Here is a 21168-nt window from a genome sequence, read left to right as displayed (position 1 = left end):
GATTGGGGACTGGGGACTGGGGACTGGGGATTGGGAAAGATGGGGGAGCAGGGGAGCAGAGGAGAATAACTATTGCCTATTGCCTATTGACTAGAAACTTCTATTTAACTTTTGTAATAATTATTAAATCAGAACCTCGATTAGTATTAACTTATGACACCAGATGAGATAACAACAGCGTTGCAAACAGCATTTAATCGTTGTGATGCAGCCAGCTGTCCTCTCACTGACAAGCAAAAAGAGATTTTATTGCAATTGGTCGAGGAAATTCACAAGAAATCTAAGCATGGGAAGTCAGATACTCCTAATCCTTTAGATGAACTTACCCCAGAGGAATTAGAAACATTTTTAGATTTTGTCAAGATAGAAGAACAGCAAAACCGGACTTGGAAAGTGCAACTACTTAACGACTGGCTACATAATAATGATTCCGGCAAAGTACAGTTTATTCGCGATCGCTACGGTTTGCAATGGTTAAATCGTGTGGAGTCGTATCACTTTGACAAGTATGCCTATTTTGAGGATGCCCTAAAACTGAGAGTAGGCGATCGCATTGAAGTTTCCAATGCTTTGTGGGAATGGGTGCAGGAAGATGGACCCTGCAAACGGGAATGGTTTCTTTCTATCGTGATTCAGATTGATGAGATTAATCACGATGATGATTGTTCTACTAACTGTGTTGTTCGCTTCTATAACGGCACTGAGTATGAAATTCAAGGCATATACGAATGGAACCGCTATAATTGGCGCTGGCCGAAGCAGTAAAAATGCAAAATCCAAAATTAAGCAAATAATTTAGATTCAGTTTGCTAGGATGCAGAATCGCGTTCCTTCCGATGTGAATGATGATGTGTGTGATTATCCACTGGCGCGAAACTTGGTAATGTTAACTGTGGCTGTAACCTGTGATACCAATTCACAATAGCCTACGGCAAGGCTAACGCCTACGCAATGGACTAACGTCCCGCTCCGCTAACGCAATTCGCAATTGAGAAATCCTGACTTGACAAGGGTTTTCGGATTTGGATCTGTTTCAAGATTTTCGTGAATTGGTATGAGGCAATCTTTTCTTTTATCGCTACGAAAGAACAGCGTAGTTTTACTATTACTTTGAAGGATTTAACTGTGCAATCTCTATGTTCGGAATGAGGGCTGAAGCCCTCACTATAAACTTTAAGCTGCATAACAAATAGGGGTAGGTTGTAAACCCACCCCTTTTGTGTTTGATATTTTCCGTCCTACGGCAGCCGCTACAGGCTTTAAACTAGCAACTAAATTCGCCATGTCTTCCAAAGATAAAGCTTGACGCGCATCAGATACGGATTTTTCTGGTTCTGGGTGACACTCAATAATTAAGCCATCTGCACCACAAGCTATAGCCGCTTTCGCTACAGGTGCTACTAGCTCCCGTTTACCGACGGCATGGGAAGGATCTACAATCACAGGTAAGTGGGTGATTTGTTTGAGTGCGGCTACAGCCGCTAAATCTAAAACATTGCGGGTATAAGTATCGAAACTACGGATACCTCGTTCACACAGCACTACATCAGGATTCCCGTGGCTAACAATATATTCCGCCGCCATGACGAATTCTTCAATAGTGGCGGCTAAACCCCGTTTCAGTAATATCGGTTTACCAGCTGCTCCCAAGGCTTTGAGCAAGTCAAAGTTTTGCATATTGCGGCTACCGACTTGTAGCATATCCGCATGGGCAGCGACTACCTCAATTTGAGAGATAGCCATGACTTCAGTCACAACAGGGATATTGTAGCGCGATCGCACTTGGGCTAAAACTGCCAATCCTTCCTCACCCATCCCCTGGAAAGCATAGGGTGAAGTACGTGGTTTGAAAATACCACCGCGCAAGGCTTGTACAGGTGCAGCCCCTAGATTTTCGGCGACTGTCTCCATTTGTTCTAAGCTTTCCACTGTACAGGGGCCACCGATAATTACCAGTTCTTCCCCACCGAAAGCAACTGTTTCGGAAAGCTTGACGATGGTTTGGTGGTTGGGATGAGATTGTGCTACAAGTTTGGCGTTAATCATGGTTTTAGACTCCTAAATTTGGGGATTGGGGACTGGGGACTGGGGATTGGGGATTGGGAAAAATTCTCCCTCATCTCCCTCATCTCGAAAAAAAAAGCCCAGAACCTTATCAGTTCCGGGCGCGTATGATTTATCGGCATGACGCTATTTACCCGGAACTTGCTCTGGGCCAAAAGTAAAAGCCATAAAACCAGTTACTTAAATAGGTCATCACGATCAAAATTTGCTCCTGAAAAAACAAAAACCGCAGAGTTGGCTCTGCGGTTCACCGGGCGGTTTCCATTCGGAAACTAATTCACCGCCGGTGAACCGCCTTAAACCAAAAATAAAAGTAACGAGTGCTGCTGAACATTTCTAAGATGATAGGCTAAAAAAACTAATGAATGTCTTATATGAGAATAAACATAACAGAATGATTTGGTAGCGTCAAGACCAGCACAACATCTAAAAAAAACGATAAACTCATTACAAATCTGGCAAGCAAAACTTGTTGCTGATATAGCTACATAACACCAGATTTATATATTTGTGTTCAACTAATGGGTGATGAGGATTATCGAAACTAGACGGAAAAATATACCGTTGTGATAATTTTAACCCAATTGTGCATCTATTTCATCAACTGTTAAGCACAACCTAGTTTAATTATGCCCAGGACTAAAATCTTCACTCAACCTTTTGATCCTCAAGGTGTTTATCCCTGTCCAGTTTGTCGGGTAGGTAAGATTTCTCACATACCATTGATGGAGGCAATGGGTTGTGATTTCTGCCATGAAATTTTTACTGTTAATGTTGAACAACAACAACTGAAAATGCCTTCTCGACAACCGCCTTTGATTTGGCGATGGAATGGTTTTAATTGGTCAGAGGTGCAGTTAGAAGGTGTAGAACTAGGTTGGGGTTATGGATTAGCTGCAATTACTTTTATTTTGCTACCTACATTTTTAATTGGTATAGTAGCTTATTATTTCCCTCCAAGTTCTCACGATCCGATTACTTGGTTGCCATATATCTGGACGATATTAACTTTCTTATCGCATTTATCAATTATTATTTGGATTTTTATCGAAGTTTATCAAATACCTGTATCTGCTTATTTGCGAGCCATGAATAGATGGAGAAATCGACAGATGGAAAGATAATTAAAATCGAGAATTGTACATTTTAAAAAAAGTATGGTACTCAACTACGATGGGGCGATCTGATCGCTCTGAATTTTCGTATAAAAAGTTATTGATCGACTTTGCTGGCTGCGATAGGCTTATATAATATCTGAGTGCTAACTTTTTACCGTAGAATCAAACTGTACAAATAGTTACTAAGGATATGCCCAGTCCCTATTTAAATATATGGAGGGCTACACCTGTTGAAATAAAGTTGATTCTCCATTAAAAACATCCTATGAGCGAATTGGAGCGGTATTATCGGGTATTGGAATTGGAACCTGGAGCCACCCTGGAGGAAATCAACCAGGCTTATAAAGATTTGGTATTTGTATGGCATCCAGATCGTCTACCTAAAGATAATCTCCGCTTACAACAGAAAGCACAAGAAAAACTCAAAGCCATTAATGAAGCGCGTGAAAGGTTGCGCTCTTTCAATGGCAAAGCTCAAAATATTTATCATTCTCCATCACCTCAACCTCAAAAAACACCCGAAACTCACTATCAGCCACCAAAACAAAACCCAGATTTAAGTGGTAAAGATTTCAGCAGAGCAAATCTCAGTAATAAAGATTTATCTGGTAGAAATCTCAGTTATGCTAACTTAAGCGGTGCTAATCTCAGTGATACTTTCATGCACAAAGTCATTCTTAGAGGTGCAGATTTATCAGAGGCTAATTTATTTAGAGCCAATTTACTTTTAGCTGATTTAAGAGAAGCAAACTTACGTGCGGCTAACCTAATTGGCGCGGATTTGAGTGGCGCGGATTTGCGTGGCGCTGACTTAACAGGGGCGCGAATTCGTTCAGGCGATCGCCTACTGGTAAAATTAATCGGTGCAAACTTAAGCGGTGCAATTATGCCTGATGGAGTAATTCATCGTTAGTTAGTAGGCAATAGGGAATAGGCAATAGGCAATAGTTTGACTTCCTTATCTCCCCCAATCCCCAATCCCCAATCCCCAGTCCCCAATCCCCAATCCCCATGAACATTACAATTATTGGCTGTGGCTATGTCGGTTGCGCCATTGCTAAATCTTGGCAGCAAAATTCATCTTTTGTTGTTACCGTCACCACCACTACACCTGAGCGTGTTCCCATACTACAAACATTAGCTCATAAAGTTGTAGTTACTAAAGGCAATAACTTAGAAGGATTAAAAGCAGCACTACAAAATCAAGATGTTGTACTTTTAAGTGTTGGTGCAAAAGGTGCAGATGTCTATGAAGAAACTTATTTAAATACTGCTAAAACTTTAGTTTCGGTTTTACAAGAAAATTCTCATGTTAAACAACTGATATATACAGGCAGTTATTCCATTTATGGCGATCATAATGGCGCATGGGTAGATGAAGAAACCCCAGCTAAACCCGGCAATCGGAACGGAGAAATTCTGAAAGAAACAGAAGATGTTTTACTAGCAGCATCTAATGAAAATCTTCGCGTTTGTATCTTGCGATTGGGAGGTATTTATGGTAATGGTAGAGAACTGATGAAAATCTTTAGCCGTGTTCCTGGCACAACTCGTCCTGGTAATGGTAGTGATGTCACCAACTGGATTCATTTAGATGATATTGTGGCAGCCATAGAGTTTGTCAGACAACACCAATTACAAGGCATTTATAATTTAGTAGACGATGCCTATCTCACCAGTAAAGAATTACTAGATACGCTGTTATCAACATATAATTTGCCCAAAGTATCGTGGGATGATACCAGCAAAAGTACACGTCCCTATAATGCCAAAGTTTCTAACCAAAAAATCAAAGCAGCCGGATATCAGTTAATCCACCCCCAGATAATTTTTTAGCAAATCCAAAAACTTGGTAATTATACTGAGCTTTTTGTAAAAATGAGCGACGCGTAGCGTGCCGTTCCTTAGCGATCGCCTACAACAGGCGGATACGCGATCGCGCCATTGATTGCTCAGGTTTCCGAAAATACTAAGTGTATCCCCATCCATTGCTGGGGATGCAGACTTAGCTTAATTTCGCCTCTGCGTTTTAAATCTTAAGAATCAATTTATGATAAACACTTGGGTCATTCAGTCAAGCTGGTGGGAATAAAGTCGCCGAACTGTTTTTTAAGGAATTACTAACGGAACTCTGTCCCCCTCCGGTGTTAGAGTGAAAGATGACATTGCATAATCTTATGTCTTCTAAGACCCATTCTGAAATATAGCTTCAATCATTAGGCGCAGCATGGTCACCACCGCAGAAAAAACAAACATTGGCTACATTACCCAAATCATTGGTCCGGTTGTAGACGTTAAATTTCCCGGCGGAAAATTACCGCAAATCTACAACGCTTTGACCATCAAAGGCACTAACGAAGCTGGACAGGAAATCAACCTCACCATCGAAGTACAGCAACTTTTGGGCGATAACCAAGTTCGCGCCGTTGCTATGAGTTCTACCGATGGTTTAGTGCGTGGTTTGGAAGTTGTTGATACAGGCGCTCCCATCAGCGTACCCGTTGGTAAAGCTACCCTCGGTCGGATTTTCAACGTTCTTGGCGAACCTGTAGACAACCAAGGGCCAGTCAACAACGAAGAAACTCTACCCATCCACCGTTCCGCACCTAAACTAACTGATCTGGAAACCAAACCTTCCGTGTTTGAAACCGGAATTAAGGTTGTTGACCTGCTCACCCCTTATCGTCGTGGCGGTAAAATTGGTCTGTTCGGCGGTGCGGGTGTTGGTAAAACCGTGATCATGATGGAGTTGATCAACAACATCGCTACTCAGCACGGTGGCGTGTCTGTGTTCGCTGGTGTGGGTGAACGTACCCGTGAAGGGAACGACCTCTACAACGAAATGATTGAATCTGGGGTAATCAACAAAGACAACCTCAACGAGTCTAAGATTGCGCTGGTGTACGGTCAAATGAACGAACCACCCGGAGCGAGAATGCGGGTTGGTTTGTCCGGTTTGACAATGGCAGAATACTTCCGGGATGTGAACAAGCAAGACGTACTGCTGTTTATTGACAACATCTTCCGGTTCGTACAAGCAGGTTCTGAAGTATCCGCGCTGTTAGGTCGGATGCCTTCTGCTGTAGGATATCAGCCAACCTTGGGTACTGATGTAGGTGAACTGCAAGAGCGGATTACCTCCACCACCGAAGGTTCTATTACCTCAATTCAAGCTGTATACGTTCCTGCGGACGACTTGACCGACCCCGCACCAGCAACTACTTTCGCTCACCTAGATGGTACAACCGTACTGTCTCGTGGTTTGGCAGCTAAGGGTATTTATCCCGCAGTTGATCCTCTGGGTTCAACTTCTACCATGTTGCAGCCCAACATTGTTGGTGATGAACATTACAACACTGCGCGTGCTGTACAGGCGACTTTGCAACGCTACAAAGAATTGCAAGACATCATCGCCATCTTGGGTCTAGATGAATTGTCTGAAGACGACCGTCTCACCGTAGCACGGGCGCGGAAGATTGAGCGTTTCTTGTCTCAGCCCTTCTTCGTAGCAGAAGTATTTACCGGTTCTCCTGGTAAGTATGTGAAGTTGGAAGACACCATCAAAGGGTTCCAGAAGATTCTGTCTGGTGAGTTAGATGATCTACCAGAACAAGCCTTCTACTTGGTAGGCGACATCAACGAAGCGATCGCCAAAGCCGAAAAACTCAAAGGCTAAACAGTAGTGCTGAGTAATGAGTAATGAGTAATGAGTAATGAGTAATGAGTAATGAGTAATGTCTCCTTACTTGTTGCTGATGTGCTTTTTAAAATACCCTTTAACTCAGCACTCAGCACTAATCACTAATAACTGATAGTTCATAACCGCAACATGACCCTAACTGTCCGTGTAATTTCCCCAGATAAAACAGTGTGGGATGCAGAAGCTGATGAAGTGGTTTTACCCAGCACTACCGGTCAGCTAGGTATCCTCAGTGGACACGCACCACTGTTAACCGCACTGGATACAGGCGTACTCAGAGTACGCCCCAGCAAAAGCACAAATTGGCAAGCGATCGCCCTTCTAGGTGGTTTCGCTGAAGTTGAAGAGAACGAAGTTACTATTCTGGTGAATGGTGCTGAACGTGGCGACAACATTAACCTAGAAGAAGCTCGTGCTGCTTATAGCCAAGCACAAGCAAAATTGAACCAAGTACCCGCAGGCGATCGGCAAGCCCAAATTCAGGCAAATCAAGCCTTTAAACGCGCTCGCGCTCGCTTTCAAGCGGCTGGCGGTTTGGCTTAAAAGTATCCTAAGTAAGTATTTTTTAGGGTGGGCTATTGGCTCACCCTATTTTGTTTATGGGTTTTTTAAACGCAGAGTAGAGAGGAAAAATAATACTAAGTTTAAGAAATCTTGCTCAGTTCGGTTGAAGTGATACTTTAGATAATTAGTTGCCCAGAAGGGCGCAAATTATGAAAAGTTTTTCATCTGTCTTTGGTAAGACTGAAAAAAATAAATTAGCTCGTTTTGCAACTACCTTAATAGCTTCTTTGGCATTAGCTGGTGGTGTTAACTCTGCTCAGGCTACGAATGTAAAAGTATCTACTGTAATATCACTGGAGCAAACAAAACCAAATATTATCCAATTACCAATCAGCACAACACAATATCGAGCTGCTGCGGTTGATCCTCTGGTGCTTGTCCCGATTGTGATAGTTGGCGGTTTGGTGATCTTTTTTCCTCTGTTTTTTGGCGGATTGGTCGTCATTGGCGAACGGGAAGTTGGTATTGTCGTCAAAAAATTTGCTGTTTCTGGTAAGGGACTACCAGCCGGACGGTTGATTGCTCTCAACGGTGAAGCAGGTTTACAAGCAGATACTCTTGCTCCTGGGTGGCACTGGGGTTACTGGCCTTGGCAGTATTCAGTACGGAAGGAGTCCGTGGTTGTAGTGCCGCAAGGTGAAATTGCCTTACTTGTCGCTGCTGATGGCGGTTCTATTCCACCAGAGCGCATTTTAGGTAAAATCATAGATTGTGATAACTTCCAAGATGCCCGGAAATTCCTCACCCAAGGTGGTGAAAAAGGGCGACAAATGGGGTTTCTCACGGCTGGTACATACCGCATCAACACTGCCCTGTTTAAAATCATCATGGCTGCTAACGCCACGGCTCAGGGCATGAGTCCTGAACAGTTACGGGTGTATACCGTGGCCTCTGATAAAGTGGGTATTGTCACCACCTTGGACGGGATGCCGATTCCTGTGGGTGAAATCGCCGGGCCGGTGATTGCAGGACATGATAACTTTCAAAGTGGTCAGAAGTTTTTGGACGGTGGTGGACGCAGAGGTTTACAAGAGCAGATTCTGCTTTCTGGTTCTTGGAATCTCAATCCCTGGTTGGTAAATGTTGAACAAGTACCAATGACGGAAATTCCCATTGGTTATGTTGGTGTAGTAATTTCCTTTGTGGGTGAAGCCCAAGAAGATGTGAGTGGTGCGGCTTTTACCCACGGTAACTTAGTCAATCCTGGTCATAAAGGTGTTTGGGTTGAACCTCTGTATCCAGGTAAACACCCTATTAACACCCGCATCATGAAAGTGGAATTAGTACCAACTACTAACATAGTTTTGAACTGGTCAGGACGCACAGAAAGACACAAATACGACGCAAATTTAGAATCTTTAACGGTACGTTCTAAAGATGGTTTTGCCTTTGATTTAGAAGTTTCACAAATTATTCATGTCGGCGCGTTGGATGCGCCAAAGGTCATTTCTCGCGTTGGTTCAATGCAAAACTTAGTTGATAACGTCTTAGAACCAAGTATTGGGAATTATTTCCGCAACTCAGCCCAAGATTACACGGTACTAGACTTCTTGAATGCTCGGAGTGAACGCCAAGTTGAAGCCTCGGAGTATATCAAAACAGCATTGCGGACTTACGATGTGCAAGCAATTGATACGTTGATTGGTGACATTCAACCGCCAGCATCGCTGATGCAGACTCAAACAGACCGCAAAATTGCTGAGGAAGAACGTAAAACTTACGAAGTGCAGCAGATGGCACAAACCCAACGGCAGAAACTTGTGAGAGAAACCGCTTTGGCTGATATTCAGCAAGAAATGGTGAAATCAGAGCAAAGCGTGCAAATTGCGGAACTGAAAGCCCAAGCCCACATTAAGCAAGCCAATGGGGAAGCTGAATCTACCAAACTACGGGCAGTTGCGGAAGCTGAAGGAATTAGAGCAACAGGTAACGCCAAAGCCGAAACCTACCGCGCTGGTGTGGAAGCCTTGGGAACACAAGGTTATACCGCTATGCAACTGATGCAGATTATAGGCGATCGCAACGTCCGTTTGATTCCCGATATCTTAGTAGGCGGCAGCAACGGCAGCACCAACGGCTTAGTTGATGGGTTATTGTCCATGATTTTATGGAATCAAACCAATAAAACTGGTGAAGTCACACCCATACATCCACAACCAATACCTACACCAGCCTCACAGAATGGGACTCCTCAGCTATTTGTAGAATTACCGAAGGATAAATAAGGTAGGGGAGATGGGGGAGTGAGGGAAGATGAGGAAGACTTTTCCCAGTCCCCAATCCCCAATCCCCAATCCCCAATAATGCTTTTACAAAACCGCTATCGTCTACTAACTTTGTTAAGTCAAGGAGGATTTTGTCAAACCTACCTGGCTGTAGATGAGAGTCAATTGCCTCCTGTGCGTTGCGTAGTCCAAAAATTATGGACTCACAACTACACACCAGAAACATTTACACAAAAAGCACAGCTATTAAAGGAACTAGGTCAACATCCACACATACCAGCTTTATTAGCATACTTCCCAGAAAACGGACACTTTTATTTAGTACAAGAATTTATTGCAGGCTCAAATTTAGCTCAGGTAGTTGAAGAAGAAGGAACTTTTAATGAAGCTCAAATTTGGCAACTTTTAAAAGATATATTACCAGTATTGAAATTTATTAGCGATCGCCAGATTATTCATTGTGATATCAAACCCCAAAATATCATTCGTACCAGTTCAGGAAATTTAGTATTAGTCGATTTTGGTACTGCTCAAATCGCTTCAGGAATAAAGCATAATGAAAATATTCATGGTAATCCCGAATATGCCGCACCAGAGCAAATTCGAGGTCAACCCATATTTGCTAGTGACCTTTATAGCTTAGGTATCACTTGTATTTATCTCCTAACGCAGATTTCACCCTTTGACTTATTTGACATTGCCAATGATTGCTGGGTGTGGCAACAATATCTTACTAATAAAATAGGCGATCGCCTGACACAACTTATAGAAAAACTCTTACAAAAAGCTATTTCTCAACGTTTCCAATCAGCAAAAGAAGTCATGCAATTAATGGGTATTGCTAATATATACAACACCAGCAGTAGTAATTTAAAATCGCCCTGGCAATGCGTTCAAACTCTCACAACCAATACTATTAATTCTCTAGCCATTAGTCCTGATAGTAATACATTAGCCAGTGGTGGCGAAGACAAAATTATTAGATTATGGGATTTAAATACTCAAAAAATAGTTAATACCTTATCGGGACATTCCCAAACTGTAACATCAGTTGCTTTTAGTCCCAACGGAGACATTTTAGCCACAGCCAGCGATGATCACACCATCAAATTATGGCATCTCAAAACATCAAGAGAAATGTACACCTTAATTGGACACTCACGCGCCGTCAAATCAGTGAGTTTTCATCCCGATGGACAAATTCTCGCCAGTGGTAGTTGGGACAAAACCATCAAATTGTGGGATGTCAACACAGGTAAAGAAATTCACACCTTAAAAGGACATACTCTACAAGTCAGTGCAGTAGGGTTTAGTCCCCAAGGGCAACTTTTAGCCAGTGCTGGTTTTGACAGAACAATACGGCTATGGCGGATGAAAGCAATTACTGAGTCTGAGGGAGAAATACAAAACTGCCCGTGTGATACCTTGTTAGATCATACACGGGCAGTTTTAGCGATCGCTTTTAGTCCAGATGGTAAAATTCTGTCCACAGGCAGCGATGATAACACCATTAAATTGTGGGATATTCACACTGGTCAGCTAATTGGCACACTTTTAGGCCATTCCTGGTCAGTGGTGGCAGTAACTTTTACTGCCGATAGCAAAACACTGATTAGTGCAAGTTGGGACAAAACAATCAAGCTTTGGAAAATCAGCACAACCGAGGAGATTGCTACCCTTTCCGGTCATGTAAACTCAGTGACTGCTATCGCTACCAGTCAAGTGTCACAACTAATTGCCAGTGGTAGTAAAGACAAAACCATTAAATTATGGCAATTGAGTCATGAGTGCTGGGTGTAAAAATTTTACCCAGTCCCCAGTCCCCAATCCCCAATCCCCAATACCTCATCAAGCACTACCAGTGAAGGCAACTTCAGGGAATTTCAACTGTGCTTCTGCCATCGGGCGGTTTCTGCCTTCCTCTTGCCAGTAGTTAATCACTTCTGTTGCCTTGTTGAGCAACTCGACGCGATCAATATCAGAGATCCAGTGTTTAGATTCGAGTTCTTTCTTTAACTCTTCCCAGGCATCATTTCTGGGCCAGAAAAAATACTTAGTCAAAGGACTTGTACCTTTGCCTACAACTTGATCGACTGCCAGGGCAACGTTCTCGTCTAGCCAAAGAATTTTCAAAATGAACTTGGACAATTATACCTCCGGGGAATATCCGGCTACTAATTACAAAGTTTGCGATCGCTTATTTTAACCCAATATTCAGCCACTTGACAAAATAGGTTGGGGAATTGAGGATTTGAATCGGCCTGTAATCATCTGAGTACAGATGTGGCGGGAGTACCCCGGAGGTTTAGATGGGGCAATCACTTAATCATCTACAAAGCAGGGGCTTAGTTCAACTCGAAATTCCAGCTGAAGCCCTAAGACCGCGTATTAAAGGGAACAGGGAACAGGGCAAGATTTCCCTACTCCCGGCCTATGCAAATAATTGTAGGAATCAAATCAGATTGCCATATAACTTTTTGTATACTCTCTCAATATTTATTAATTATTAATTTACTTGTGTTTACATAATCAATATTTTTTTAATAAATAAATTTTCAAGCAAAAATATATGCTTTTACGAATTTATTGGCTAATTATTACTAATAATTTATTATTAATTACAAAACTAAATAAAGTAGTTTAAATATGGAAATTAATCAAAAGTTAATTCAGTTATAAGCAGTAATTAAATTTTGAATTTTAGTCTTGAATTTGTGAAGAAAAGCGCAAGCATCAACCAAATAAATAACCTATAAAATTAAATATTTTTGGAGCTAAAACCACTGATTAGCAAAGAAAACACAGGTAATATTTTCTGCATTTATATACTCTAGTTACTATTGAAAACACACAAAAATATGATGCGTACAAGCAGTTACACAATTTATGTAGACTTACCCGGCAATCAAGAAGAAATGTTGATTATTCATGGCTACACAGGAGCTTATGATAAAGTTTCTCAACGTGTAGCTACCTATTTGCGATCGCTAGAACATAAACATCCTCCTAAACCACTTTATGGAGACTGGAGTCCTGAACCAACAATTACAGGTAAAGTAGTTCCTCCTACTAATGTCACTATCGAGTTACTCAAAAAACGCGGTTACTTAACTGAAATGACAGTGATGGAAGAAGAGGAATATTTTTCTCAGGTGGCAACAAAATTGCATTATTTCCAGAGCCGTTTGATGCCTGGATATATATTTATGCCTACCTATAGTTGTAATCTACGTTGTCCTTATTGCTTCCAAGATCACATGAGGACAAATTCTGCTTTCAAACATTTATTGCAAACAATGCAGCCAGAAATGGTAGATAGGATTTTTGCTGCTATGCCTAAGATTGAAGCCGGTCATGGCATATTAGACAATCCAGATTTACCAAGACATATTACATTTTTTGGTGGAGAGCCATTATTAGAAGCCAGCCATTCTATTGTTAATTACATTGTCAATAAGGCCTTATCTTTAGGTAAAGCTACATTCTCGGCTGTGACTAATGCTACTGAGTTAACAGCGTACCAAGATTTGCTAAGTCCTGACAAAATTTCCAGACTACAAATTACTCTTGATGGCCCACCAGATGAACATAATAAACGACGAATCTATGCAGATGGTAGTGGCTCATTTGAGGTGATTGCGGAAAATATTAGCATGGCTTTAAGCTTAGGAGTTGAAGTCAGTGTACGCATGAATATTGACCGCAATAATATTGAGACATTACCTGATTTAGCTGATGAAATAATTGCCAGGGGATGGCATAAATACAAAAAGTTTTCTGCCTATACTTCGCCAGTTCACGCCAGCAATTCCCAAACCAGTGTCAAAACAACTTTCAACTCGTGGGAGCTAAATCAGGCATTAGACAAAATGCGCCATCAATATCCTAATATGCAAGTAATTTATCGCCCTAATGATGGTCTAGTAGAAAAAGCAAAGCAGTTGTTCACACAACACCGAGATCCATTACCAAGTTTTAAATCTAGTTTTTGTTCAGCACACAATAAGATGTACATCTTTGATTCCTTTGGCGACATCTATGCGTGTTGGGAAAAAACTGGTGATGAAAAAATTCGCATTGGTCACATTACCGAAGACAGCCAAGTGATTTTGAATGAAGAGTTAAACCAAACTTGGCGAAATCGTACAGTAGTTTCAAATCCCGTCTGTCGCAAGTGTCGCTACGCATTTTCTTGCGGCGGAGGTTGTGCTGCCTTAGCTATGAGCCATAAAAACAAATTTCACACAAATTATTGTGATGGCTTTGCTAATCGCTTCCGTGCCAGTGTAGCTGAGGCTTATCTAGATCATATTGCCAGGACTGAGGATGCTGTTGAGTTAGAACCAGAAGTATGTCCTGCTTAAAAAAGTCTTCATCTGTATAGCTGTGTATTTCCACTATTTGCTGTTTATTTATCCATAAGGAGAGATACCAATGAGTCAGAACATTGAAAATCCCAACAATGAGTTTGAAAGCCTCAACCTTGAAGAAATGGATGTAGAAGAATTAGAAAGACGTTTAGAACTAGCAGTTGCTACAACTGCCGGTTGGGGAGGAAGTTGTGGTAGTAACTGTGATGGATTCTCAAAAGAACCATTATTGACTACCACTGATACCACCACTGCAAACTAAAGGACTCAATATCTTAGGAAATGGTATATCCCTGGCATCTTGAGGAAATACCAGGGTTGTATACCTAACTGACAAAAGTAATGTATGTGCAGTGCAGTCATCGGGAAAAACCAACACAGCAATAGATGAAGTGACGGTACTGCATATACAATTTTTTTCTTAATTTACTACTGAAGACACCCAATTTAAATTTATCAGATTTTTAAAACAATGGATACATTGTTTATTCGACAAGATACAAGCGCGGTCACTCCTGCTAGAAACTTTTTGCGAGAGTATTGGCCGAGTGGAATTTATATCGAAACCTTAACTAATGAACGGGAAAACATTTGTGATTACTTTCCTGAACTGTTTATCAGTGCTTTTGTGGGAATCACACCTACTCAATTGGAATACTTAACATCTGCCGGTCAGATATTTGCCAGTTCATTGGTTTTATGCGACAAGATGATGGATTCTCTAGCAGTTGCCTATCCAGAGGCAGAGAGAATTTTAGGTATGCAAGCAATGCAATTTGAAGCTTACCAACTCCTACAGCAGTTGTTTCTACCAAATGCTAGCTTTTGGAGCCGCTTTCGTAATTATTATGCAGGTTATACCGACGCTTGTCTTCAGGAGCAATATTTTGCATTAGGGAAACGCCATTGGTCTGAATATACACAAGCACTGGCAATTGAAATTATTAAAGGCAAAACAGGTGTAGCTAAGTGTACAATCGCAGGATTAGTAGAACTAGCACAAAACGATGAACTCTTAATTCCATTGACGGCATCAATTGATCACTTCTATCTTGCCAATCAAATGCTAGATGATCTGCTGGATTGGAAAGATGATTTACGGTGTCAAATTCCCTCCTTACTGTTGTCTCGTCTCTTGAAAGAGTGGCCAGTTCATGGTACACAGCAAGAATTAGAACTACTCAAAAAGCAATTAGAACGGGAAGTTTATTATGGTGGTCATGCTACATATCTCTTAGAGATGTCGCTACAGTTTCTTGAGGATGCAGAAATACTCAAAGCTGATTTACCGAACCTTCTCTGGTGGAATATCACTGCCAAGCTACGCCGCAAGTGTCAGGCTCTCCTTGATGATATTAACCAAATTATTAGTAGAAATTTACAGCGTGTACGTGCAGAATCTAAGTTTGTTTTCACATTGCCACCTGCACAGAGTCAGTGGCAACAAATAGCGTGGGATGGGGTACGCTTCGTTGTCAAACAATGGCAACTGGGTTTTGGTGAAGCACGACACATCATGGAATTTGCTCATGATCAAGGTTTCAGTGCAGAAAAAGAGTATCAGTATGGTGATGTTTTTCAACGGGCATTAATTGCTGATGCTTTATGCGATGCGAATATCAGCCCGGGCCAATTATTGCAACCAATCTTAGATAAAGAGGTCAACTACTTACTTAGTCGCCAATGCACTACAGGAGTAGGTGGTTGGAGTTACTTCCCAGATTTGCCAGAATTACCACCAGATGCTGATGATTTAGCACAGGTAATGCAAGTTTTTTTACGTGCTGGTCATCAGACAGCAGTAGAAAAATATTGTGAAGCTCCCCTAGATGTACTTCTCAAAGATTGTAGCCACGATGATGGTTCATTTGAGACTTGGTTAGTACCTACTACCAACTTAACACCAGAACAGGAACGCCAAGCTGAGTTTATCAAATGCGCTTGGGGAACTGGTTCAGACACCGATGTGATTGCCAATTTATTTTATGCACTGACTCTATTTGATCACGGGCGTTTTGCTGAAAACATTACTCAAGGGGTGAATTACATAGAATCTCAACAGCAACCCGATGGTAGTTGGCTGAGTACTTGGTATCACGGCCCGTATTATGGCACCTATGTCTGTTTAAGGCTATTGGCTATTGCTAAACCCAAATCACCTGCTATTGCCCGTGCCTTAAACTTTTTACACCACAGTCAATTGGCTGATGGTGGTTGGGGTTTGAATGATGAGAGTGATGCCCTCAATACTGCATTATCTTTGTTGGGTTTAGCAGTGGTGCAAAAATCTGGTAGCGTTGCTAGCGATCGCACAATAGCACAAAAAGCACTCACATATCTCCAGAGTAGCCAGAATAGTGACCAAGCTTGGCCAAATTGTCAGTTGATTCGGATGGAACTCGGTCGCGCTACTGGTAAAGTGCTTCAAGTCCTTTCTTATGGCAGCAGTACCGTTACTACCGCCTTTGTATTGAAAGCGGCCTTATTGTGGCATCAACTAATCAGCAATGACTGTGCATAAGTGAAGCTGGCCAATTACTCAAAATCAAATAGCTATCCTATGTCAGTAACTCAGTCAGAAAAACATCATGGTTTACAGAAAATTGGGCATATCAGCATACTTTTCTTACTGCCCTTATTGGGAAGTGCTATTTTAGCTCTCCCACCTTATTTACTGCATCAAAGCGGTTTATCTTTGCCACTAAGCATATATGCAGGAGAGTTGTTAGTCAGTCTGTATCTCATTCATCGTTTTTACGGCTTGACCAGTTGTGGCCTTAAAGGTATCCCCAAATTATCAGATTTTACTTGGGCATTGTTATTTTTGGTGCTGCGGTCAATTATTTGGATAGCATTTTTGCCTGTCAATATCAGCTATTTTCCATTGCCAGTAGTTATCTCAGATTTACTATTCTTTGTATTGGTAAATGCAGCTGCGGAGGAAATTCACTTTCGAGGCTTACTCTACACTGGAATACAAGCTCAGATTTCACGCCCGATAGTAGCTGCCGTAATTAGTTCCCTATTATTTGGTTTGCTGCATTTATCTTTAGGTGAACCGCTATGGATTCCTTTGTTCATTGCTGATGGTTTAGCCTGGTGTGGGATTCGTATCCGTACTGGTAGTGTATATCCTGCCATTCTCAGCCACGGCTTACAAAATCTGCTGTTTACTAGATTTTTGGTTGTTCCCCAAGACCTCAGTGCTAAGACAGAGCTGGTTTACACTATCACAGCTATTGTTGTGGATGTTTTGTTTTTTACCATCGCTTTGAATAAAAATTTTGGCAAGTATGGGACCAGGAGATATGAGCTATGAAATTTTTGTTCTGCCCATTAGCCAGTCATGGTTTTGTTTATCCGTCCATAGGCATTGCTCAAATACTCAAACGCAGAAAACACCAAGTAGCTTTTGTTACAGATATTGCTTTTAGTGGGATTTTACAACAAGCAGGATTAGAGCGGATTCCCCGAACTAATCAGGATGGTGCTAGTTTCCAGGTAGGAGTATGGGCTAAACCGATAGGTGTATCGATGCAAATTAAACATATCCAGTATGCTCTGGATCAATTTGCACCTGACGTATTGGTAACACATCAATTAACTCTGGGTGTACTCATTGTTGGTGAACTATATAATCTACCAATCTGTATTTTAGGTGGTGCGGCTTATCTGTTACCTACTTCTACATCTGTTCTAGAACGTCCCCCTATTTCAGAAACAGAAGCGCGGCTGCTGTGGCGGTATGAAGAGATGATGAAACTCTATAATCTCAATCGTCAACTCTGGAGTTTACCGTCGATCCATTGCAACTATAGAGATACACCCTTATTGGGTGATCTTTTCTTGTTACAAAGTCTTCCTGAATTAGAACCAGATGTAGATCAACTACCAGAAAAAGTACATTTAATTGGGGATTGTCTGTGGGAACCGCCTGTGTTTGATCCAGATTTGATGAATTGGCTTAATGATGCGATCGCTTCTGGTGAACAGATAATTTATGTCCAACCAGGCAGATCTTTTGGCAAACCTGGATTTTGGCCAAACTTAGTTGAGGTATTAGCTAACTTACCAGTGCGAGTAGTTGCTGTAGTTAGCCGTATGGATAGCGAACTAGGTGAAATACCACAAAACTTCTTGGTGCGTGACCATATTCCCCAAGGACTTATACTACCCTATGCCAAAGCAGTGATTTCTAGTGGGCATACAACTACTGTTTTGGGAGCAATTAAACATGGTGTGCCTAGTTTGTTAATACCTAATGGTAGTGGTACTGAAGAAATTGCTGAACGTTGCCAAACCGCCGGAATTGCTATTTGTTTATCGCCTAATCATATTACAAATCAAACCATAGAACAAGCTGTTCACCAACTCTTAAACTGCCGACAAATCCAACAAAATTCTCAAGTATTACAACAGGCATTTAGCAAAGTAAATGGTTGTGAACAAGCTGCCGACTTATTAATTAAACTCGCCATTACCAGTCCAAAAGGAAAAAATCATCTTCAATCTCAAGTACCAAGTCTGAAATTGGTAATGAATAATTATTAGTTATTAATTATTAGTTTTTCTTCTCTAAACCCCTGTTGCTTCAGAGTGAATCTATGAAAGAACTACAGACACTACAAGGACTCCAGGAACGTCTAGTTGTTGATACCTCTGAAGGGCAACCAGTGTATTTGCTAGCAGTAGGTCACAATCTGACTTATATTAGACTTTCGCCTACCTCATATTATTTATTACAGCAGCGTAGTTTAGGCATCTCCTTTGAGTCTTTAGCGGAAATACTCAGTCAATCAGGCAAGTATATATCCTCAGATCAAGTAGAGACGGCTTACAACGATGTCATTGAGCGAATTACTAAGATTGAACAAAATTCCCATCGCAAAGCGTCGCCTTATTTTTTCCGCTTCACTATATTACCCAAGGCGATAGTTAATTCTATTGCGGCTTATCTTTCTATCGCATTTTATTGGCCTGTAGCCTGTTGTCTATTATTAGCTATGGCTGTAAGTGCAGCGATCGCTCCACAACATGACTTCCACATTGATACCTCTGTCACGGGTTTTTTATGGAGTTACTTATTATTCTTTGCTTCATTAATGATGCACGAACTAGGTCATGCTAGTGCTTGTGCGCGTTATGGAGCAGAACCTAGTGACATCGGTTTTACTCTTTACTTAATTTGGCCTGCGTTCTACAGCGATGTTAGCGATGCTTGGAGGTTAAAACGTTGGCAAAGAGTAATTGTTGATGTAGCAGGAGTATTTTTCCAATTAATCTTTGCAGCTATATATGTTGTTGCCTACAGCTTAACTGGTTGGGTACCCCTAAAACTAGCACTCATTATGATTGCTGGTAGTTGTTTGTTTACTCTCAACCCAATTTTTAAATTTGATGGTTACTGGGTAATGGCTGATACTTTGGGTGTAACTAATCTCAGTCAACAACCATTACGTATTTTTCGTCATTATCTTGATCGATGCCATCGTCGCAAAGTGAAATCATTTCCCTGGCCGATTTGGGTAATGGGGATTTTAATGATTTACACAATTTTGAGTTTTATTATTTGGGGCTATTTTTTATGGGTAGTAATTCCCATATTCTGGCAGGAATTATGGAAATATCCATCATTAGTTAATGATTTAGTATCTCATTTTTGGCGTTGGCCTCCTGTAATCGATATCAAAATTTTACAGTCTTTTATGAGTTCTACCGTCGTAATTGTTATTAGCATCTTGATGCTATCTTATTTAACTAAACTTTTACGAATCACTTTATTTACTAAAAAAAAGCCTAAATAATCGCCATGAGAACCTTCGATTACTTCAAAATGTCAGTGCAAACACTCTTAAGTAATAAACTCCGTAGTAGTCTGACCATGCTAGGCATAGTTATTGGTAATGCTTCAGTTATTGCTTTAGTAGGTGTGGGAGAAGGAACCCAAAATTTAGCTACTGAACAATTTGCATCTTTAGGAACAAACGTTTTATTTGTAGTACCTGAAACCAGCGATGCTTGGGGAGTCACCAATCAAAGACCGAGAACTTTAGTGCTAGCAGATGCTTTGGCGATCGCTAACCAAGTCCCTGCGGTGAAAGCCGTTGCACCAGAAATCCAATCGCTAGAACTAGCAAGTTATGGAAATAGAAATGTGCAAACTCGTGTGATTGGAACCACGCCAGAATATATATCAGTACGTAGTTTTGATGTTGCCCAAGGACAGTTTTTTAGAGACTTAGATTTAAAAAGAAATGGCCGAGTTGTGGTTTTAGGTCCCGATTTAGCAGCGAAGTTATTTAAACATCAAAACCCTATTGGTGAAAGGGTAAGAATTAAAAACCTGAGTTTTTTAGTCATTGGAGTTATGCAACCCAAAGGCTCGGTTTTAGGCACTAACTTAGATGATGTAGCTATGATACCTATCACTACTCTTGCTCATCAAATTATTGGGCGAACATCTCCCTATGGAATACAATTATCTTTTATTTCTCTCTCGGCTCAAGATGAAACTAGGGTAAAAGCAGCTCAATTTCAAGTAGAAAACTTATTACGGAATCGCCGAAATTCGACTCGTACAAATGGTTTTATGGTGCAGAGTCAAAAAGATTTACTGAAAACTGCCAATCAAGTCACAGGGGCTATAACTTTAATGTTGGCAGCGATCGCTAGTATCTCCCTACTGGTAGGAGGGATAGGCATCATGAATATTATGCTGATTTCTGTCAGTGAACGTACCCCAGAAATTGGCTTACGTAAGGCAATTGGCGCAACTTCTCAAGATATTTTAATGCAATTTTTAATTGAATCTGTAATTCTCTCTGTGACTGGAGGAATAGTAGGTATATTGACAGGAATTAGCGGAAATTTGCTCATAGCAGCCTTTACTCCCTTACAAGTGAGAAATTCAGCGATCGCTATTACTCTAGCTACTTGTGTATCCGGTGGTATTGGGCTATTTTTTGGCGTGTTTCCGGCTCGGCAAGCTGCCAAACTCGACTCAATTGTGGCTCTACGCAACAGTTAGACGATTATATAGGAATCCGCTTTGATTTCTAAAATTATCTGCGTAGCCAGGCAATAGGCAATAGGCAATAGGCAATAGGAAAGGAGAGAGTAGGGGTGTA

The 21168-nt window shown here is 41.3% G+C and carries 17 protein-coding genes and 1 pseudogene; 16 read left to right on the top strand and 2 right to left on the bottom strand.

Going from position 1 to position 21168, the window contains the following annotated elements:
- Positions 1 to 153: 153 nt before the first annotated feature.
- Complete coding sequence (locus tag NOS7524_RS25165) at positions 154 to 765, top strand: hypothetical protein (RefSeq protein WP_015141299.1); 612 nt, start codon at positions 154 to 156, stop codon at positions 763 to 765.
- 58 nt (positions 766 to 823) lie between these two features.
- A pseudogene (locus NOS7524_RS29715) lies at positions 824 to 910 on the top strand (ThiF family adenylyltransferase); the annotation flags it as partial.
- A gap of 263 nt (positions 911 to 1173) precedes the next feature.
- Here the strand turns inward: NOS7524_RS29715 and aroF are convergent.
- The gene (aroF, locus tag NOS7524_RS25160; RefSeq protein ID WP_015141298.1) at positions 1174 to 2046 is read right to left on the bottom strand and encodes a 3-deoxy-7-phosphoheptulonate synthase; all 873 of its coding nucleotides are present in this window, start codon (positions 2044 to 2046) and stop codon (positions 1174 to 1176) included.
- Positions 2047 to 2693: 647 nt separating this feature from the next.
- Here aroF and NOS7524_RS25155 point away from each other — a divergent pair.
- From NOS7524_RS25155 to NOS7524_RS25125, 7 genes are all read left to right on the top strand, one after another.
- Positions 2694 to 3188: a hypothetical protein gene (locus tag NOS7524_RS25155; RefSeq protein ID WP_015141297.1), complete on the top strand. Its 495-nt coding sequence runs from the start codon at positions 2694 to 2696 to the stop codon at positions 3186 to 3188.
- 259 nt (positions 3189 to 3447) lie between these two features.
- Entirely contained in the window at positions 3448 to 4095 is a 648-nt protein-coding gene (locus NOS7524_RS25150; protein WP_015141296.1) for a pentapeptide repeat-containing protein, read from the top strand.
- Between the two features lie 98 nt (positions 4096 to 4193).
- A complete protein-coding gene (locus NOS7524_RS25145; RefSeq protein WP_015141295.1) occupies positions 4194 to 5018 on the top strand; it encodes an SDR family oxidoreductase in 825 nt (274 codons plus the stop codon).
- Positions 5019 to 5409: 391 nt separating this feature from the next.
- On the top strand, positions 5410 to 6858 hold the full coding sequence (gene atpD, locus NOS7524_RS25140) for a F0F1 ATP synthase subunit beta (protein ID WP_015141294.1): 1449 nt from the start codon (positions 5410 to 5412) through the stop codon (positions 6856 to 6858).
- A gap of 153 nt (positions 6859 to 7011) precedes the next feature.
- Positions 7012 to 7425 (top strand): ATP synthase F1 subunit epsilon, encoded by a 414-nt coding sequence (gene atpC, locus NOS7524_RS25135; protein WP_015141293.1) that lies wholly within the window; start codon positions 7012 to 7014, stop codon positions 7423 to 7425.
- Between the two features lie 170 nt (positions 7426 to 7595).
- Positions 7596 to 9671 carry an SPFH domain-containing protein gene (locus NOS7524_RS25130; protein WP_015141292.1) on the top strand — a complete coding sequence of 692 codons (2076 nt, stop codon included), beginning with the start codon at positions 7596 to 7598 and terminating at the stop codon, positions 9669 to 9671.
- Between the two features lie 78 nt (positions 9672 to 9749).
- The gene (locus tag NOS7524_RS25125) at positions 9750 to 11471 is read left to right on the top strand and encodes a serine/threonine-protein kinase (protein ID WP_041555951.1); all 1722 of its coding nucleotides are present in this window, start codon (positions 9750 to 9752) and stop codon (positions 11469 to 11471) included.
- 48 nt (positions 11472 to 11519) lie between these two features.
- Here NOS7524_RS25125 and NOS7524_RS25120 read toward each other — a convergent pair whose 3' ends face one another.
- A complete protein-coding gene (locus NOS7524_RS25120; RefSeq protein ID WP_015141290.1) occupies positions 11520 to 11819 on the bottom strand; it encodes a 30S ribosomal protein PSRP-3 in 300 nt (99 codons plus the stop codon).
- 710 nt (positions 11820 to 12529) lie between these two features.
- Between NOS7524_RS25120 and NOS7524_RS25115 the strand changes: the two genes are divergently transcribed.
- The 7 genes from NOS7524_RS25115 (at position 12530) to NOS7524_RS25085 (ending at position 21068) form a co-directional block, all read left to right on the top strand.
- The gene (locus NOS7524_RS25115; RefSeq protein ID WP_015141289.1) at positions 12530 to 14035 is read left to right on the top strand and encodes a radical SAM/SPASM domain-containing protein; all 1506 of its coding nucleotides are present in this window, start codon (positions 12530 to 12532) and stop codon (positions 14033 to 14035) included.
- A gap of 70 nt (positions 14036 to 14105) precedes the next feature.
- Positions 14106 to 14303 carry a hypothetical protein gene (locus NOS7524_RS25110; protein ID WP_015141288.1) on the top strand — a complete coding sequence of 66 codons (198 nt, stop codon included), beginning with the start codon at positions 14106 to 14108 and terminating at the stop codon, positions 14301 to 14303.
- Positions 14304 to 14513: 210 nt separating this feature from the next.
- Positions 14514 to 16562, top strand: a complete 2049-nt coding sequence (locus tag NOS7524_RS25105; protein WP_015141287.1) for a prenyltransferase/squalene oxidase repeat-containing protein — start codon at positions 14514 to 14516, stop codon at positions 16560 to 16562.
- 39 nt (positions 16563 to 16601) lie between these two features.
- Complete coding sequence (locus NOS7524_RS25100; RefSeq protein ID WP_015141286.1) at positions 16602 to 17360, top strand: CPBP family intramembrane glutamic endopeptidase; 759 nt, start codon at positions 16602 to 16604, stop codon at positions 17358 to 17360.
- On the top strand, positions 17357 to 18592 hold the full coding sequence (locus tag NOS7524_RS25095; protein ID WP_015141285.1) for a glycosyltransferase: 1236 nt from the start codon (positions 17357 to 17359) through the stop codon (positions 18590 to 18592). The genes NOS7524_RS25100 and NOS7524_RS25095 overlap by 4 nt, the downstream gene beginning before the upstream one ends.
- Positions 18593 to 18645: 53 nt before the next feature.
- Positions 18646 to 19845 (top strand): M50 family metallopeptidase, encoded by a 1200-nt coding sequence (locus NOS7524_RS25090; protein WP_015141284.1) that lies wholly within the window; start codon positions 18646 to 18648, stop codon positions 19843 to 19845.
- A gap of 5 nt (positions 19846 to 19850) precedes the next feature.
- Positions 19851 to 21068 carry an ABC transporter permease gene (locus NOS7524_RS25085; RefSeq protein WP_015141283.1) on the top strand — a complete coding sequence of 406 codons (1218 nt, stop codon included), beginning with the start codon at positions 19851 to 19853 and terminating at the stop codon, positions 21066 to 21068.
- Positions 21069 to 21168 lie beyond the last annotated feature (100 nt).

The organism is Nostoc sp. PCC 7524, assembly GCF_000316645.1.
Classification (GTDB): domain Bacteria; phylum Cyanobacteriota; class Cyanobacteriia; order Cyanobacteriales; family Nostocaceae; genus Trichormus.
Note: the sequence above shows the minus strand (reverse complement) of the source record. Positions and strands in the feature narration are given on the sequence as shown.